The sequence below is a fragment of the Wolbachia endosymbiont of Tetranychus urticae genome, from assembly GCF_046529255.1.
Taxonomy (GTDB): domain Bacteria; phylum Pseudomonadota; class Alphaproteobacteria; order Rickettsiales; family Anaplasmataceae; genus Wolbachia.
Window position 1 is genome coordinate 48,947 of sequence record NZ_CP114181.1, and the last position, 15,984, is coordinate 64,930.

Annotated in this window: 15 protein-coding genes, 4 pseudogenes and 1 riboswitch; of the genes and pseudogenes, 16 read left to right on the top strand and 3 right to left on the bottom strand. The window is 35.0% G+C overall.

The annotated features are described in order from the left end of the window. Positions 1–250: 250 nt before the first annotated feature. The 4 genes and pseudogenes from ppdK (at position 251) to O1Q06_RS00355 (ending at position 5,045) form a co-directional block, all read left to right on the top strand. Complete coding sequence (ppdK, locus tag O1Q06_RS00340) at positions 251–2,878, top strand: pyruvate, phosphate dikinase (RefSeq protein WP_410542710.1); 2,628 nt, start codon at positions 251–253, stop codon at positions 2,876–2,878. Positions 2,879–3,062: 184 nt separating this feature from the next. Next, positions 3,063–3,329, top strand: a pseudogene (locus tag O1Q06_RS00345) (hypothetical protein); the annotation flags it as partial. A gap of 87 nt (positions 3,330–3,416) precedes the next feature. Continuing rightward, a pseudogene (locus O1Q06_RS00350) lies at positions 3,417–3,959 on the top strand (IS982 family transposase); the annotation flags it as partial. Positions 3,960–4,043: 84 nt separating this feature from the next. Beyond that, positions 4,044–5,045: pseudogene (locus O1Q06_RS00355) on the top strand (IS630-like element ISWpi10 family transposase). Positions 5,046–5,785: 740 nt separating this feature from the next. Here O1Q06_RS00355 and grxD read toward each other — a convergent pair. Continuing rightward, positions 5,786–6,148: a Grx4 family monothiol glutaredoxin gene (gene grxD, locus O1Q06_RS00360; RefSeq protein ID WP_410542711.1), complete on the bottom strand. Its 363-nt coding sequence runs from the start codon at positions 6,146–6,148 to the stop codon at positions 5,786–5,788. A 17-nt stretch (positions 6,149–6,165) separates the two neighbouring features. Next, a complete protein-coding gene (locus O1Q06_RS00365) occupies positions 6,166–6,384 on the bottom strand; it encodes a BolA/IbaG family iron-sulfur metabolism protein (RefSeq protein WP_007302571.1) in 219 nt (72 codons plus the stop codon). A 119-nt stretch (positions 6,385–6,503) separates the two neighbouring features. Between O1Q06_RS00365 and O1Q06_RS00370 the strand changes: the two genes are divergently transcribed. After that, positions 6,504–7,418 (top strand): P44/Msp2 family outer membrane protein, encoded by a 915-nt coding sequence (locus O1Q06_RS00370; RefSeq protein WP_410542712.1) that lies wholly within the window; start codon positions 6,504–6,506, stop codon positions 7,416–7,418. A 10-nt stretch (positions 7,419–7,428) separates the two neighbouring features. Here the strand turns inward: O1Q06_RS00370 and O1Q06_RS00375 are convergent, their stop codons facing one another. Continuing rightward, positions 7,429–8,751 carry a malic enzyme-like NAD(P)-binding protein gene (locus tag O1Q06_RS00375; protein WP_082241867.1) on the bottom strand — a complete coding sequence of 441 codons (1,323 nt, stop codon included), beginning with the start codon at positions 8,749–8,751 and terminating at the stop codon, positions 7,429–7,431. 121 nt (positions 8,752–8,872) lie between these two features. Between O1Q06_RS00375 and pgsA the strand changes: the two genes are divergently transcribed. The 11 genes and pseudogenes from pgsA (at position 8,873) to O1Q06_RS00430 (ending at position 15,960) form a co-directional block, all read left to right on the top strand. Next, the gene (gene pgsA / locus O1Q06_RS00380) at positions 8,873–9,415 is read left to right on the top strand and encodes a CDP-diacylglycerol--glycerol-3-phosphate 3-phosphatidyltransferase (RefSeq protein WP_006012406.1); all 543 of its coding nucleotides are present in this window, start codon (positions 8,873–8,875) and stop codon (positions 9,413–9,415) included. 163 nt (positions 9,416–9,578) lie between these two features. Continuing rightward, positions 9,579–9,722 (top strand): hypothetical protein, encoded by a 144-nt coding sequence (locus O1Q06_RS00385; RefSeq protein WP_410542713.1) that lies wholly within the window; start codon positions 9,579–9,581, stop codon positions 9,720–9,722. A gap of 23 nt (positions 9,723–9,745) precedes the next feature. Beyond that, positions 9,746–10,216: a hypothetical protein gene (locus O1Q06_RS00390; protein WP_410542714.1), complete on the top strand. Its 471-nt coding sequence runs from the start codon at positions 9,746–9,748 to the stop codon at positions 10,214–10,216. Next, the gene (locus O1Q06_RS00395) at positions 10,203–10,397 is read left to right on the top strand and encodes a hypothetical protein (protein ID WP_410542715.1); all 195 of its coding nucleotides are present in this window, start codon (positions 10,203–10,205) and stop codon (positions 10,395–10,397) included. Before O1Q06_RS00390 ends, O1Q06_RS00395 begins: the two co-directional genes overlap by 14 nt. A 57-nt stretch (positions 10,398–10,454) precedes the next feature. Beyond that, positions 10,455–11,323, top strand: a pseudogene (locus O1Q06_RS00400) (IS982 family transposase). 190 nt (positions 11,324–11,513) lie between these two features. Next, complete coding sequence (gene bamD, locus O1Q06_RS00405) at positions 11,514–12,200, top strand: outer membrane protein assembly factor BamD (protein ID WP_410542716.1); 687 nt, start codon at positions 11,514–11,516, stop codon at positions 12,198–12,200. A gap of 7 nt (positions 12,201–12,207) precedes the next feature. Continuing rightward, a complete protein-coding gene (locus O1Q06_RS00410; RefSeq protein ID WP_410542717.1) occupies positions 12,208–12,948 on the top strand; it encodes a YebC/PmpR family DNA-binding transcriptional regulator in 741 nt (246 codons plus the stop codon). Further along, positions 12,945–14,003 (top strand): M23 family metallopeptidase, encoded by a 1,059-nt coding sequence (locus tag O1Q06_RS00415; RefSeq protein WP_410542718.1) that lies wholly within the window; start codon positions 12,945–12,947, stop codon positions 14,001–14,003. The genes O1Q06_RS00410 and O1Q06_RS00415 overlap by 4 nt, the downstream gene beginning before the upstream one ends. Then, positions 13,987–14,856, top strand: a complete 870-nt coding sequence (locus O1Q06_RS00420; RefSeq protein WP_410542719.1) for an SPFH domain-containing protein — start codon at positions 13,987–13,989, stop codon at positions 14,854–14,856. The genes O1Q06_RS00415 and O1Q06_RS00420 overlap by 17 nt, the downstream gene beginning before the upstream one ends. Before the next feature lie 76 nt (positions 14,857–14,932). Further along, positions 14,933–15,035, top strand: a riboswitch (TPP riboswitch). Beyond that, complete coding sequence (locus O1Q06_RS00425; RefSeq protein ID WP_052265050.1) at positions 15,024–15,308, top strand: SemiSWEET family sugar transporter; 285 nt, start codon at positions 15,024–15,026, stop codon at positions 15,306–15,308. (Overlaps the previous riboswitch by 12 nt.) Beyond that, complete coding sequence (locus tag O1Q06_RS00430) at positions 15,280–15,960, top strand: thiamine diphosphokinase (protein ID WP_410543116.1); 681 nt, start codon at positions 15,280–15,282, stop codon at positions 15,958–15,960. Before O1Q06_RS00425 ends, O1Q06_RS00430 begins: the two co-directional genes overlap by 29 nt. Positions 15,961–15,984: the final 24 nt, after the last annotated feature.

Sequence of the window (15,984 nt, forward strand, 5' to 3'; positions counted from 1 at the left end):
ATCAGTCTTCTGGATCCCAGTGTCTGGGCACTGGGATGACAGGAGTGTGAGATAAGGCTACATTCATACTCCAACAGGAATGACATCATAGAGTTCATTGAGATGACAGGAAAGAATACTTGAATGACAATAGGGACACTAGAATGAAAGGAAAAGAGGCTATTTAATTGTGCTGAATTTTACAAAATTTATTACTCCTGCCTGACAAATTTATTAGAATAGTATGTATATCAGTGAAAATCCGAAAAAAATGCAAGAAAAGTTAATATATTACTTTAGCCAAAGCAACTGTGAAGGTAATGCAGCAATGAGAAATCTACTAGGAGGGAAGGGAGCAAATCTGGCAGAGATGTGTAAGATTGGCATTCCTGTTCCACCTGGTTTTACAATTTCCACTGCTGTTTGTCAGGCCTATTGTCAAGATAATGAATTGTCTTGTGATCTACGTAACGAGATAAAAAACTACATGACGATGCTCGAAAATGATATCGGTTGTAAATTTGGGGATTTAAATAATCCCTTATTAGTTTCCATACGCTCTGGTAGTGTTAGTTCAATGCCGGGCATGCTTGATACTATTTTAAATGTTGGTCTAAATGATGAAACCGTTGTTGGTCTTGCAAAAAAAAGTGGCGAACGTTTTGCTTACGATAGCTACTGCCGTTTCATCATGATGTACTCCAATGTTGTACTACAGCTTGATCATCACCTATTTCAAGATGTTATTGATAATGAGCAGCAAAAGAGTGGAGCAAAAAGCTTAGCTGATCTTGATGTTAATGTTTTAAAGAAAATTGTTAATGATTTTAAAGAGATAGTATGTGAGAAAATAGGAAAAAATTTCCCGCAGAACGTTGAAGAGCAATTGTTAAACTCAGTTAATGCAGTATTTGCCTCTTGGAAAAATGATAGGGCTGTTTCCTATAGAAGAATACATAATATTCCTGAAAACCTTGGAACAGCGGTCAACGTGCAAGCAATGGTTTTTGGTAATTTAAATGATAATTCTGCAACCGGCGTGATATTTACACGTAATCCTTCAACTGGAGAAAAAAAGCTTTTTGGTGAGTTTTTAGTTAATGCTCAGGGTGAGGATGTGGTTTCTGGTGTTTATACTCCTATGCCAATTGACGGGGAGCAAGAAAGTACCATGGAGAAGTTGCTACCAAGTGTCTACCGAGAATTATGCGCGGTATGTGAAAAACTTGAAAGTCATAATAAGGACATGCAGGATATCGAATTTACTGTACAGGACGGTAAGTTATGGATTTTGCAGACTAGGTCTGGCAAGCGCACAGCCGAAGCTGCTATTAGCATAATAGTTGATATGGTAAACGAAGGAGTGATTACAAAAGAGGAAGGAATATTGAGAATTGATCCAAAAACTTTTGACAATTTATTGCATCCAGTTCTTGATGTTAAAATCGATCAAGAAGTAATAGGCAAAGGACTGCCAGCTTCTCCAGGTGTTGCTTCTGGATATGTAGTATTCAGTGCAAGTGATGCTGAAAAAGCTGCAGAGCAGGGTAAAAAAGTAATTTTGGTAAGATCAGAGACGAGCCCTGAAGATATTAATGGAATGAATGCTGCAAGTGGAATAGTAACAGCGCGAGGAGGTATGACCTCCCATGCCGCTGTTGTAACTCGTGGAATGGGTAAACCATGTATTTGTAGTCTAAGTGGACTTTATATTGATAAAGATGAAAAATTTCTTTTTATGGGGGATATAAAAGTAAATAAAGGTGAACCAATCACCATCGACGGAGGAACAGGAGAGGTTATGCTTGGTATTCTCCCTACAATTTTGCCTGAATTATCTCAAGAGTTTAAAACGATAATTAACTGGGTAGATAAAGTCAAAACAGTGAAGGTGAGAGCGAACGCTGATACTCCAAAAGATGCAAAAATTGCAAAAGAATTCGGTGCAGAAGGTATAGGATTATGTCGCACAGAACATATGTTTTTTGCTAGTGATAGAATCGAATTCATTCAAAAATTGATAATAGCTGATGATGAAAATGAAAGGGCAAATGCATTAAATAAACTCGAAGAAATGCAAAAGTCTGATTTCAAAGAAATGTTTTGTATTATGGAGGGCAAGGAAGTCACTATAAGATTACTTGATCCACCTCTACATGAGTTTTTACCTCATGATCAATCCATTATAGAAAAAATCGCCAGATCACTGAATAAGTCAGTTGAATCAGTAAAAAATAAAATAGCACAGTTATCAGAAAAAAATCCAATGCTTGGCCATCGAGGTTGTAGACTTGCTATTTCTCATCCTGAAATATATGGCATGCAAATTAGGGCAATACTCAGTGCTGCAAGTGAATTAAGGAAAGAAAAGAAGATAGAAGTGAAACCTGAAATCATGATTCCTTTTATCATGAGTGAGAAAGAGTTTATTCTGATATGCGAGTTAATAAAGAAAGAAGCCGAAAATTTCGATGTGAACTATTCAATTGGAACGATGATAGAACTGCCAAGAGCAGCACTTATTGCTGACAAACTCGCAAAACATGCAGAATTTTTTAGTTTTGGCACTAATGATTTAACACAAACAACTATGGGACTTTCACGAGATGATTCAGTTAATTTCCTCGATTCTTATAAGGAAAGCAACATATTCAAAAACGATCCCTTTGAGGTGCTAGATGTCGAAGGGGTAGGGGAATTAATCAGAATAGCTATCGAAAGGGGCAGAAAAACCAGAAAAGAAATTAAACTTGGTATATGTGGAGAGCATGGAGCGAATCCACAGTCCATAGAGTTTTTCATCAAATCAGGGGTTGATTATGTGTCATGCTCGCCCTATAGAGTACCGGTTGCAAAATTAGTGGCAGCACAGCTTAGCATAAGTTTGTTGGGTAAATAGCGATAACTAACTGTGCGAACATAGATTCCGCTAACAAGTAGCGGAATGATGATTTTTCAAATTGTCGATAAATCTAAGTCAGTTTAGCTATTTTGCTGCTGCTTTTTCTTTTCTTAATATCTTAAGAAAGATTGACTTTTTGTCTAAAATAATATAGGATAAAATAATAGTGAGTGAGGTAAAAATGTTAATATCAAGAGAACGTAGGGAATATTTACTAGAAAAGTTTAAATATGCTGCCAAAGAATTTGGCAAGTCTGGTACAAAGTCCAATCATCTAGCAGTACCAAAGGAACAGCAACTCTCTATTGATTTAGGTAATAGAAAAGTTTTTGGTATCATAAATAAGATTCTGTATTGGATAGAGAATAATTTTACTTATTTTTTCCCACGATATAATTTGTTTCCGGAAGTTGGAGTTGAAGGAAGAAAAATTCCTGGAACTAATACAAACGCTAATTCTGGATTAAAAAGAGAATAGAAAAGTCAGGAGAGTAGGGTAAACTCAACAAATAGAAAAAAATAGATGAGGTTACCCATGGAAGATATAACAAAACTGTTTTGTCTGGTCGATGATTTTTGCAGAGATATAGAGAAAAATTTTGCAGATAAACTACTGCCAAACGGTAAAAACCCACAAGAGTGCCAGAAATTACACATTCGGAAATTATCACAATAATCCTCTGTATAAGCAATCTCCCTGTGAAAATTTTAAGGCTTTCTACCTGCATTACCTAACATTGCTCTACAAACAGAGTTTTCGAAGTTGCCTTCATACACTAGGTTTGTTGCTCTAAAGCCCAGGGTTTTGTGGCATTTAGCCATGCTATTACAGTGCCTTTGCGGATGGTCAGAACTTACTGGAATCTCATACATAGATACAACTCCTATTGCAGTTTGCCATGCAAAAAGAATATCAAGAAATAAGGTTTTTGCTGGAATTGCAAAATTAAGCAAGAGTACATATGGCTGGTTTTTCGGCTTTAAACTACATTTGATAATTAACGAGAAAGGTGAAATTCAAGCTTTTACGCTTACAAGAGGTAATGTTGACGATAGAGAGCCTGTAGCAAACCTAACTAATACCAATTCCCACTATGCAAAGAACAGATAGACAATAATGGGAAAGAAGTGATACTAGAGTAGATAAAATAGAGAGGTATAAATGGCATTAAGGTCAAAACTGTTAGACGAAAAAGTTGTAAATTTGGCGAAAGAAATGTTAAAAAAGGTCAGAAATAACGCATATGTTTCAAAAAAGTTACAAGCGGTGATAGCAGGAAAAGAAAGTAGTATAAGCGCTGTGGCAAGAATATGTAAAATTTCAAGGACTGCTTTGACTGAATGGATAAAGCATCTAAAATTTGGTAGAGTAGAAAAATTATTTTCCCCTTCTCAGCGGCGAAGAAAAAGCAAATTAAACAAAAATCAACGTGAGCAAATTGAAATATGGGTAGAAAGAAATCCAAATATTACTATTAAGGAAGTGCAAATAAAAATCTCAGAGGAATTTGGCCTAAACATTAGCAAATCAACAGTGCATCGTGAGATACAAAGGATGAAGTTTTCTTATATAACACCGAGGCCAATTCACCATAAACAAGATAAAAACAAGCAAGAAGAGTTTAAAAAATACTTCAATAAAATAGTCAATTCCCACCCTGAAAAGGAGGTATTTTTTTGATGAATCACGATTTGGAACTCATTCAAAAATCGGACACGGATGGTTTAAAAAAGGGGTCAGAACGCAGGTTAAATGAAAATTGGTAGACAAAATTTCTATATCTACAGTGCGGTAAATCCAAGAAGTGGTAAGAAAATTAGCCTACTTGCTCCATATGTAAACACTGATTGTATGAATATATTTCTGGAGCAGATGTCGAAAGATTTAGGCACGAAAAAAGCCTTTCTTGTAATGGATTGTGCAGGCTGGCATAGATCAAAAAGTTTGAAAATTCAGAAAAACATTACCATTATATACTCGCCTCCTTATTCACCAGAACTGAATCCTGTTGAGAGGTTGTGGCAATATATCAAACACAATACTTTACGCAACAGAGTCTACGATACCATAGGCTTACTTGAAGATGTTCTGTGTAATTTTATTGTCAGTATTTCCAGTGCTACTATTAAACGAGTTTGTAATGTTTCTTATTTGTTCGATTAGTAATGGAATTTGGTATGAGGTGGAGGTACATTAGCCCATCTATCTGTTAAGCCTGGTGATAAGGGTTAGCAAATTCAGTGTATCTGTTCAGATTTATGTGAAACCAATGCTTTTTTTCTTGTCACCCCAGTCTGATCATAGGAAATTGATAATGAATCATCTTTGTTTTTTCGCTTTATACACACAGTTTAAATATTGTACAAATACATGCTATATCTATATTAGCATATAAGTATGAACACCACACCTATACACACTTTTCAGACATGTATGGCAAATTTACTATAAAAACGGTTTTTTGTTATTCCCTATACTTTCTTTATAAAAACCATGGTACCAGTTGGTTTTTATTAACTAAAATAAAGGTCAAGTATCTGGAATTCTGGACATAAAATCCTCCTGTATAAAAAAGATTAAAAAAAAGTGCAGAGTACGTATGACAGAAATTAAGTATATTTGTGCACCCACATACATTAAAGAAAATACATTACACTTTATTATTGAAAAACTGACTGAAAAGTCTGCAGACAAAGATAGATTTTGAACTCTTAAAATATCTTTAAATATAATTATAATCATATTTAAAATATGCGCAAGCAATTTTTTTCTTGTAAAAAAAAGAATTCAAAAGTTGGTGGATTTTGAGATGAAAAAAAGCTACTAAAAAGTTATCCTTTCAGCATGGTAAAAAAGGTAGTATGACAATGGAGCAAAGGTAACAACCAGTATCAAATGACACCCTATGTTTTTTTTATTTTGCCACTCTGCTGCAATTCAGTTTGCTCAGCAATAACCTTTTTTTCTTTTAGCAAATTTTGTAATTCACCTTTTTCATACATCTCGCGGGTTATGTCACAGCCACCAATAAATTCTCCCTTTATATATAATTGTGGAATTGTTGGCCAATCAGAAAAACTTTTTATGGACTGACGTATTTCATCATTCTCAAGCACGTTGATGCATTTAAACTTTACATTCAAATTTTTGAGAATTGACACGACTAGTCCAGAGAATCCGCATTGAGGAAAGTCAGAGGTACCTTTCATATACAGCACTACATCATTTTCTGCTATGTCTTTTTTTATTTGTTCAAAGTTGTTCATAAATAATCACCTTAATTTTAAGCACCAGTTTCTAATTGCAATGCATGTATAGATTGACCTTCAAGAGCCTTATATACCATTCTATGTTGTTCTATTTTTGTCCTTCCAGAAAAACACTGGGAAGTTATTTTTAAATGGTAGTGATCATCATCTCCAGCAAGATCCTTAATCTTTATATCGGCACCAGGGAATGACTGTTTGATAATTTTCTCTAATTCATGAACTGCAACAACCATTGATTCACTTTAAATTACAATACTCTTATTTTAAATCTAAAACAACTGAGCGCAATAAAAAATTGCTACATAAAAAATAGAAGTATGTTAGCATAAAAGTGAAATTATGTGAGGTCTATATGGCGAATAAAAGATTTAAATTTACATACCTACTAACTTTGCTCACTTTTTCATTTAGGTGCTTATCTTATGATAGTGAAATAAATAATTTAAAGAATTTTTATATTCAAGCTAACTATTTTGGAGCATTTTTCAATGCAATAGGTTCTCTAAAAGGAAAAGAAGATGTAGGTGAAAATGTAACGGAAGGTGTTTTTAGCTTTAATGAGGAGGAGAGGATTGAGGCTGGATATAGTCCTAAATACGTTCCAGGACTTGCAGGTGGTGCTTCAATAGGATATGTATTCAAAAATATGAGAGTTGATCTTGAAGTTCTATATTCTCAGACTAACTTAGATGATGAAGATTACTCAGATAAAGGAAAAGCAAGATATATTGAACTTCGTCGTAATGATGATGTTTCTGTTGGAACAGAACGTAAATCACCTTGGAGAAGTGGAAAAGTTGATATTGAAATCCAAGAAAAGCCGCCTAATGTTCAAGTAAAGTTCAAAGCTGCATTTAAGATGAAAAATGAAGGTTTTAATAATTTGGCTGGAATGATCAATGTGTATAATGATTTTAACGTCGGAGAAATGCTCTGCATTCCATATTTTGGAGTTGGTGCAGGTGTAACTAAGGTTAAATTTTTAGGAAAAACCAGATATGCTTTGGCTTACCAAGCAAAGCTTGGTGTTAATTATCCACTTACAACAAACACCCAAGCGTTTGCTGGTTTACGCTATTTTGGTATTCTTGGTAACGAATTTAAAGGTATTCTGCCAGTAGCAAAGATACTAGCTGGCGAAAAATATATTCCTGCTGGTAAAAGCAATGAAGTTGATGAAACTGCACGTATGCAATCAACAACTACAACAATTACCAATAGGTTTGGCATATATGGCTTAGAGTTTGGATTGGTTTATCGCTTTTAAATTTATCCAATTACGTATGTGAAGACAATAAATTGAGCGTGCTGAGAGCCTTAGCGAGGCGAGATTTTAATTGACTTGCATACTCATTCCAGTCCTCTATTTCCTTTCTTGCCACACCTGAGGTAACGGCAGCTTTTGCAACAGCAGGAGATACCATAGAAATTAATCTTGGATCAAATGGAGTAGGTATTATATATTCACGTCCATAGCTCATTTTACGACCGCCATAGGCTGCAGATATCTCATTTGGCACTGGCTCACGGGCAAGCTTCGCTATTGCATCTGCAGCTGCAATTTTCATTTCTTCATTTATTGTCGTTGCATGTACATCAAGTGCTCCTCTGAATATATAAGGAAACCCCATTACGTTATTGACTTGGTTGTTATAGTCTGACCTACCAGTTGCAATTATTGCATCTGGCCTTACAGACTTTGCAAACTCAGGCCTTATTTCTGGATCAGGATTAGCAAGAGCAAAAATGATCGGGTCTTTACCCATGCTTTTTAACATCTCTTCGCTGAGCACATCCTTTGCAGAGAGTCCGATGAATACATCAGCGCCTTTTATGGCATCAAGTAGAGAACGTTCTTTAGTGTCAATTGCATATTTTTCCTTCCACTTATTCATGTCCTCTTTTCTGTCTTTGTGTATTACTCCTTGTTTGTCACATAGCACTATGTTCTTAGCGCCCATGGACTTTAGTATTTCCAAACACGCAATACCAGCTGCTCCAGCACCATTCATGATGATCTTGACATTCTCTAATTTCTTTTCAGCAATATCGAGGGCATTTTCTATACCAGCTGCAACAACTACTGCAGTGCCATGTTGATCATCGTGGAACACCGGAATATCCATCAACTCATTTAGACGTTTCTCTATTATAAAACAATCAGGAGATCTTATATCTTCTAGATTTATCCCCCCCCAACTTGGACCAAGATACCTTACTGCATTGATGAAATCTTCTATGTTTTCTGTGTCAACTTCTATATCAATTGCATCAATGTCAGCAAAACGCTTAAATAAAACAGCTTTGCCTTCCATGACGGGTTTTGAAGCAAGAGGACCGATATTGCCAAGTCCCAGCACTGCGGTGCCATTTGAAATGACAGCCACATAATTGCTTTTTGCCGTGTAATCATAAACAGCTTTAGGATTTTTAGCTATTGCAAGGCATGGGGCTGCAACACCAGGGGAATAAGCAAGTGATAGGTCATGCTGTGTGGATAAGGGTTTTGTTGGTATAACTGATACCTTACCAGGTTTGCCACTTTTATTATGGTACTTAAGTGCTTCTTGTTTTGTGGTGTTATCTAAATCATTATTCATGCTTTGAGCTTATTGTTAGTAATTTCCTAAGTATATGGGGTTTTTATGAATGTTCAACTATTAGCTTGTGAACTCTATTGTACTTCTGTATAAATTTATCTACTACGTAGGGTGATGTGACATGCTTAAGAAAAACGTGCCTAATTTGCTAACAATTTCTCGTGCGCTCGCAATACCGGCAATAATATCAAGCTTTTATATAGAGAGTAAGTATGCAAGTCTAATAACAATATTGATCTTTATGTTTGCGTGCATTACAGATTTTTTTGATGGTTATTTAGCGCGTGCATGGAAAGTCCAATCGAATTTTGGCAAGTTATTTGATCCAATTGCCGACAAGTTAGTAGTAGCTTCAACAATAATCATGCTAGTTTATAAGCATAAGATAGATGATATTACAATTATACCGTCAGTTATAATTGTTTGTAGGGAGATATTAGTTTCAGGCTTGCGGGAGTTCTTGATAGCTACAAACGTTAGTTTACCTGTGAGTAAGGCTGGGAAAATTAAAACATTTTTGCAGATGGTTGCTATAGTAGCGTTAATAATGAGTGATTATGAAGCAACTAAATATATAGGTGTGGTTTGCTTATGGGCTGCGGCTGTTATGACTATGTGGTCAGGCTATAATTACGTTCTAGCTGGCATCAAACAGATTGACTAAATTGCTTAAGAGTATACAAAGAAAGTTAATAATTTCATAATATTGACTTAGTAATTAAAATCCTATATAATGTATTAGTTCATAAGTTGGTCTGTTCATATGACTAGTATTACAGGCACTAAGTTTTTTTTTAAAAAGATCCAAAGGTAAAAAAGGTGCTAAAATGGAAGATTTTTTCTGGGATTTTTGGCCAACAGTTGATGAAGAAGTCAGAAAAGAAAGAGAGGAAGAAAAAAGCAAAAAGCTCGAACAAGAACTATTAACACTAAAAAAAGAGAGCTACATAGGAAATGTGTATCATTGGTAACAATGGTTCCATTTGCATTATTGATGGCAATTGAGCTCGAAAAAACATGTAGCGATCAGGTATTACTTGGCCTTATAAGCAGCTCATTAGGCCATACTATATTACCTTTCACAGTCTTATCCCTTATTTGCACGCTATATTTAATTTATAATAATAGAAAAATAGCACAAAAAGAACGAGAATTGGAGAATATTGAAAGTGGGAAAACAGTAGAAAAAGAAAAGAGAGACCTTCCTTGTACCGTTGATGATTACTTTAACTATGCTGATGCTGCTTTAGTTACATTAGTTATTGTGGCTAGCATAGTAGGTGAAGAATTGGAGCAAGGAATAATAGGAGACGTAGCTTTTTCAATTTCTAGTCTATTTTACTTTGTAGCGAGTGCTACTTTCTGCTATCGCGAGTACAAGAAAAGTAAAAAATATGAAGTAGAAAAAGAGCAAGATTTTGATGAGAAATCTGAAAAAAAAGACAAGCAATATGTCTGCAGCTAAGTTAATGCTCGCTGGTTCTTCTTTATTACTAATCAGGAGAATAATATTGATTTCTGGAGTAGCATTAGCATCATCTGCTGTTGGGCCTGCTTTAGGTCTGATAGGTATTGCTCTTTTGATGGTAGGAAGTGGATTGATCACACATTCTTATAACGCTAATTCTGGATTAAAAAGAGAATAGAAAAGTCAGGAGAGTAGGGTAAACTCAACAAATAGAAAAAAATAGATGAGGTTACCCATGGAAGATATAACAAAACTGTTTTGTCTAGTCGATGATTTTTGCAGAGATATAGAGAAAAATTTTGCAGACAAACTACTGCCAAACGGTAAAAAACCCACAAGAGTGCCAGAAATTACACATTCGGAAATTATCACAATAATCCTCCTGTATCAGCAATCTCCCTGTGAAAATTTTAAGGCTTTCTACCTGCATTACCTAACATTGCTCTACAAACAGAGTTTTCGAAGTTGCCTTCATACACTAGGTTTGTTGCTCTAAAGCCCAGGGTTTTGTGGCATTTAGCCATGCTATTACAGTGCCTTTGCGGATGGTCAGAACTTACTGGAATCTCATACATAGATACAACTCCTATTGCAGTTTGCCATGCAAAAAGAATATCAAGAAATAAGGTTTTTGCTGGAATTGCAAAATTAAGCAAGAGTACATATGGCTGGTTTTTCGGCTTTAAACTACATTTGATAATTAACGAGAAAGGTGAAATTCAAGCTTTTACGCTTACAAGAGGTAATGTTGACGATAGAGAGCCTGTAGCAAACCTAACTAAGAAATTAACCGGTCTTTTGTTTGGTGATAAAGGCTATATTAAAAAAGAGCTTTTCCAAGAGTTGTTTAACCGCGGTTTGAAACTTGTTACCAAGGTGAAAAAGGGGATGAAAAACGCATTAATTTCACTACATGAAAAGATTTTGCTGAGAAAAAGGTCGATCATTGAGACGATTTTTGGCTACCTCAAAAATAGACTTGAAATTGAACATACTCGCCATAGATCTCCCGTTAATTTCTTGGTTCACATCTTTTCTACTCTCATTTCCTATTCCTTGAAATCCAAAAAGCCTTCCATTTCCTATACTTTCTTCCTTCCTTAATCCAGAATTAGCGTTTATAGTAGAAAGCTAGAGAACGTAGAAGTGAGTGGAAAGGGTGTTGCAATAGGTGGTGGTGCGAGCAATATAGGTAATGGTGGCCAAGAGCCGCTTTTCGTTCGATGATAATGCCAAAAATTTGTTTATTTAGGTAATATTTAGTCTATACTTTATTTTGATCAAAAAAAATCTTATGTATAAGACTTTAATCATATGCTTTTTTCTTCTGACTTGCCCCTTCATGCAGTCGTATGCGAATGATCTTGAACACACTGAAACTGAACTATATGAGGAGGTAGTTAAGCTTTATGATCAGAAAAAATATAAGCAAGCTATTAGAGCATTTCAAAAGATAGAGGATTTGTATCCTTTATCTTATTGGGCAATGAAAGCCAAATTATTGTCTGGGGTTTCTCGCTATAATATGGGTAAATACAGCGGTGCTGCAAGTGATATGGATGATTATATATACGTTTATCCAAATGGTGAAGATTTGCCATATGTATATTACTTAAGAGTATTATCTTATTACATGCAAATTAACAAAGTGCAGCTTGGGCAACAAATTGCATATAAAACTTTAGAGCTAGCTACTGAGTATATTAATCTTTTTCCGAATAGCGAATATATAGAAGAGATCAAAGAAAAAGAAAAATTAATCACAGAACATATATCAAAAAAAGAGTATTCTATTGGTGAATTTTACCTAAAGCGTGGTGAATATTTAGCAGCAATTAAGCGTTTTCAAGATATGATAAGCAATAAAGATTCTAAATATTCTTCTAGAGTTATTAGTTATTTAATAACAGCTCACTTAGCTCTTGGCCTTGACTTAGAAGCTGAGCAGTATGAAAATATGTTAGTAGAAGGGGTGAATTAGTTTTCTTATGGCTGGTCATTCACAGTTTTCAAATATAAAACATCGAAAAGGTGCTCAGGATGCAAAGCGCTCGCAAAAATTTACGAAGCTCATTAGGGAAATAACAGTTGCTGCAAAACAAGGGCTACCTGATCCCGAGCTTAATCCACGTCTTCGCTCTGCTATCTTTTCTGCGCGAAAGGAGAATCTACCAAAAGATAAAATAGAAACAGCAATAAAAAATGCAGCTGGTAACGTTGCTGGAGAAAGTTATGAAGAAATACAATATGAAGGCTGCGGACCTTCTGGTGCTGCACTTATTGTCCATGCTCTGACAAATAATCGCAACCGAACTGCTTCTGAGATACGTTATATCTTTTCTCGCAAAGGCGGTAATTTGGGAGAAACAGGATGTGTGAGTTACCTTTTCGATCATGTAGGCTTAATTGTCTATAAAGCAGAGGGTATAAATTTTGAAGATTTATTTAACTATGGAATTGAATTAGAAGTATTGAATGTTAAGGAAAATAACAAGGAAGAATTATATGTTATAACTTGTGAAGTGAAAGATTTTGGTAGAGTGCGTGATGCTTTCTATACAAAATTTGGGGAACCAGAACTTGCTCGTCTTTCATGGCAACCAAAGGACCTGATTGAAGTGAGCGACAAAGAATTAATTGATAAATTATCTACATTAGTTGAAGAGCTAGAAGATAATGATGATGTGCAGTATGTTGAAGGTAATTTTATTTTTGCTGATAAACTATGAGGCTGGTAATACTTCTACTGCTTTGTATTTTACCAGCATATGCAACTGAAACATTTGCGCAGAAATACTATTGTCATTCCAGTGCCCAGACACTGGAAATTGATTGTAAACAGCACGCTATACAACATTTTCGATTAAAAAACTGTTCAAGCACTGGAATAACAGAAAGCAACCTAAACCACTTTCCAGCGTTACTTCAGCACGGGATCAGGAAAAAAAAAGCTGCTTTGGTGACAGAAAGTGATAGAAAGTTGTTATTCATATCCAGTGACATAAAATCCTCTTTTTTTGACGCAGAAGGTTTGGCGCCAAATACAGTAATGAGATTAATCGACATATATAAAGGTTATGGTGTAGATTTTAAAAAAGACATTGTGCCCAAAGGCAAATTGGAGGTGCTGTGTGAAAAATCACTCAGTAATCAGAAGGCTGAAGAAAAAATTTTATATACTTCACTGACAACAGATAAAAAGGTCATTAGCTTGTATCATTATGAGTCACAAGAAGCAAAAGAAGTGTATTTTAATAAAGAGGGGGTAAGCTTGAAGAGTAGCGAAATTTTTGTAAATCCTTTAAACGGAGATTTTCGTATATCCTCGAATTTTGGTAATAGAAAGCATCCCATTCATGGTAAAATTGCTTTTCATAAAGGAGTAGATTATGCAGCTAAACTTGGCACTCCTATACACGCCACTGCAGAAGGTGTAATAGAATATATAGGAAAGAATGGTGGCTATGGGAATTACATCAAAATAAAGCACAACAATAAATATTCAACTTGTTACGCACATATAAGCAAATTTAGTAGCGATGTAAAGTTAGGCTCTAAAGTAAAGCAGGGACAAATCATTGCTTATGTTGGCAGCACTGGTGTTGCAACAGGACCTCATTTACATTATGAAGTTATATATAATGGTAAACATATTGATCCGCTTACGATAGCTCATGGCAATGAGATAAAGTTGCCTGATCGTGAATTAAGAGAGTTTAAATTATTTGTAAGTAAGGTAGATGAAATAATCAGCAGAGAGGGTGCAAGTGAAAAAGCAATCTGATGAAGACAGTACAGATAAAAATACAATAAATGATAGAAATCTAAGTAAAATTCGGGCTTTTCCTGTACTAATAGCGCTAGGGTTAATTTTATTGGTACTTTTTGTGTATGGCAGCACAATTGCACTTGGAGTTGCTGCTGTTTCAATATTGACTTTTTCTCAAGGATTTTTCGTTAATGATCCTAATGAAGCAAGAGTGATAGAGTTTTTTGGTCATTATATTGGAACTTATTTTAAGTCTGGAATATGCGTAACGCTTCCATTTTCGAGTAAATATAGAGTTTCTTTGAAATTTCAGAATATCAATACAGAAAAAATTAAAGTTAATGATGCTAATGGAAGTCCGATAGAGATTTCAGTAGTAATTGTTTGGAGAGTGAGCAGTCCTGCGAAGGCATATTATAATGTTAATAATTATCATGATTTTGTTTTTGTGCAAAGTGACTCGGTAATTAGAGAACTGGCAAGTAATTATCCGTATGATAGCGAAAACGATAAGGAATCTTTGCGTAAAAATTCTGATAAAATTTCAAATGAATTGAGATCAATGCTACAACAAAGATTGAATATTGCTGGAATTGAAATTACAGAAGCGAGAATATCGCATTTGGCGTATTCATCTGAGATTGCACAAGCAATGCTGAGACGTCAACAAGCACATGCCATCACCTCTGCAAGAAGGCATATAGTGCAAAATGCAATAGGAATTATCGAAGAAGTAATAGCCCATTTTGAAAAAAATAAAAGCTTACAATTGGATGGAAAACAAAAGGTTCAATTGATGAACAATTTGCTAGTTGCTCTGATCTCTGAGCAGGATGCACAGCCGACTATTAGTTTGGATAATAATTAGCATAGAAGCCGATTGGGTTTCATGAATGCAAGTCACTGTTAATTTCTTGATTAATAGACTAAATGATGTTATAAATTACACGCATTAGGGGTGCTCTAAAAAAGCTGAGAGTACATAAAGTACAACCCTTTGAACCTGATCTTGTTAAAACAAATGTAGGAAAATGTATGTATGTAAATATTGAAGAATGCTTTGGCTTCATCGCGTTCGTTACATCTCTCATTGGGTTATTGCCTCAAGTATATAAAGCATATATCACAAAACTTACTCGTGACGTATCGATGCTAATGTTGGTGAGTTATCTTATTTGTTCATCATCTTGGCTTATTTACGGTATTTGTCAGGGTTTAGCTTTTGTGATACTCAGTAATATTGCTGGATTAGTGATCAGTATAATATCAATTGTTCAAAAATGTTACTACGATGCAAAAACTGCACGGAGCGTTTTATAACCATATGCTACATTGTAGCGTGGAGCAAGAATATCGCTCTATTGTGGTGCTAAATGGAGAAATACCTGATTCATCGTTTTTTAAACAAGATATACCTGTTATTGCTGTAGATGGAGGAGCAAACAAGCTTCTATCAATTGGCGTAAAACCTGATCTTGTAATAGGAGATTTGGATAGTATAAATCCGAATTTACGTGCTAACTTAAATACAGTATATCTACCTGATCAAGATTATTGCGACTTTTCTAAAGCAATGGCTCACTTAAAAACAGTAAAGTTATTGCCATCAATAGTAACGGGTATTACTGGAGGAGCAATTGATCATATACTACAAAATATTAACTTTTTTTTAAGTACAGATAGTATCTTTTATATGCCTTCGCCTCCCATGGTGGGGTACGCCTTACAAAAAGGTATTAGCTATTTTTCCTCTTTGCTAAAAAATACTAAAATATCCTTACTTGGTATACCGAAAGCTCAAATATCAACTAAAGGATTACAATGGGAACTGTGCCTTAGTAACCTTGCTTTTCCAGGAAAGAATTCTTGCTTTAATCGAAGTTTAGGCAATGAGTTATCTATAGAAATACACAGCGGCGTGTGTTTAGCAATGATATATTTAGAAGCAGTAAATGATGATGGTGTGTATTGAGTTAAAACATTAAGAAAAAAAAGT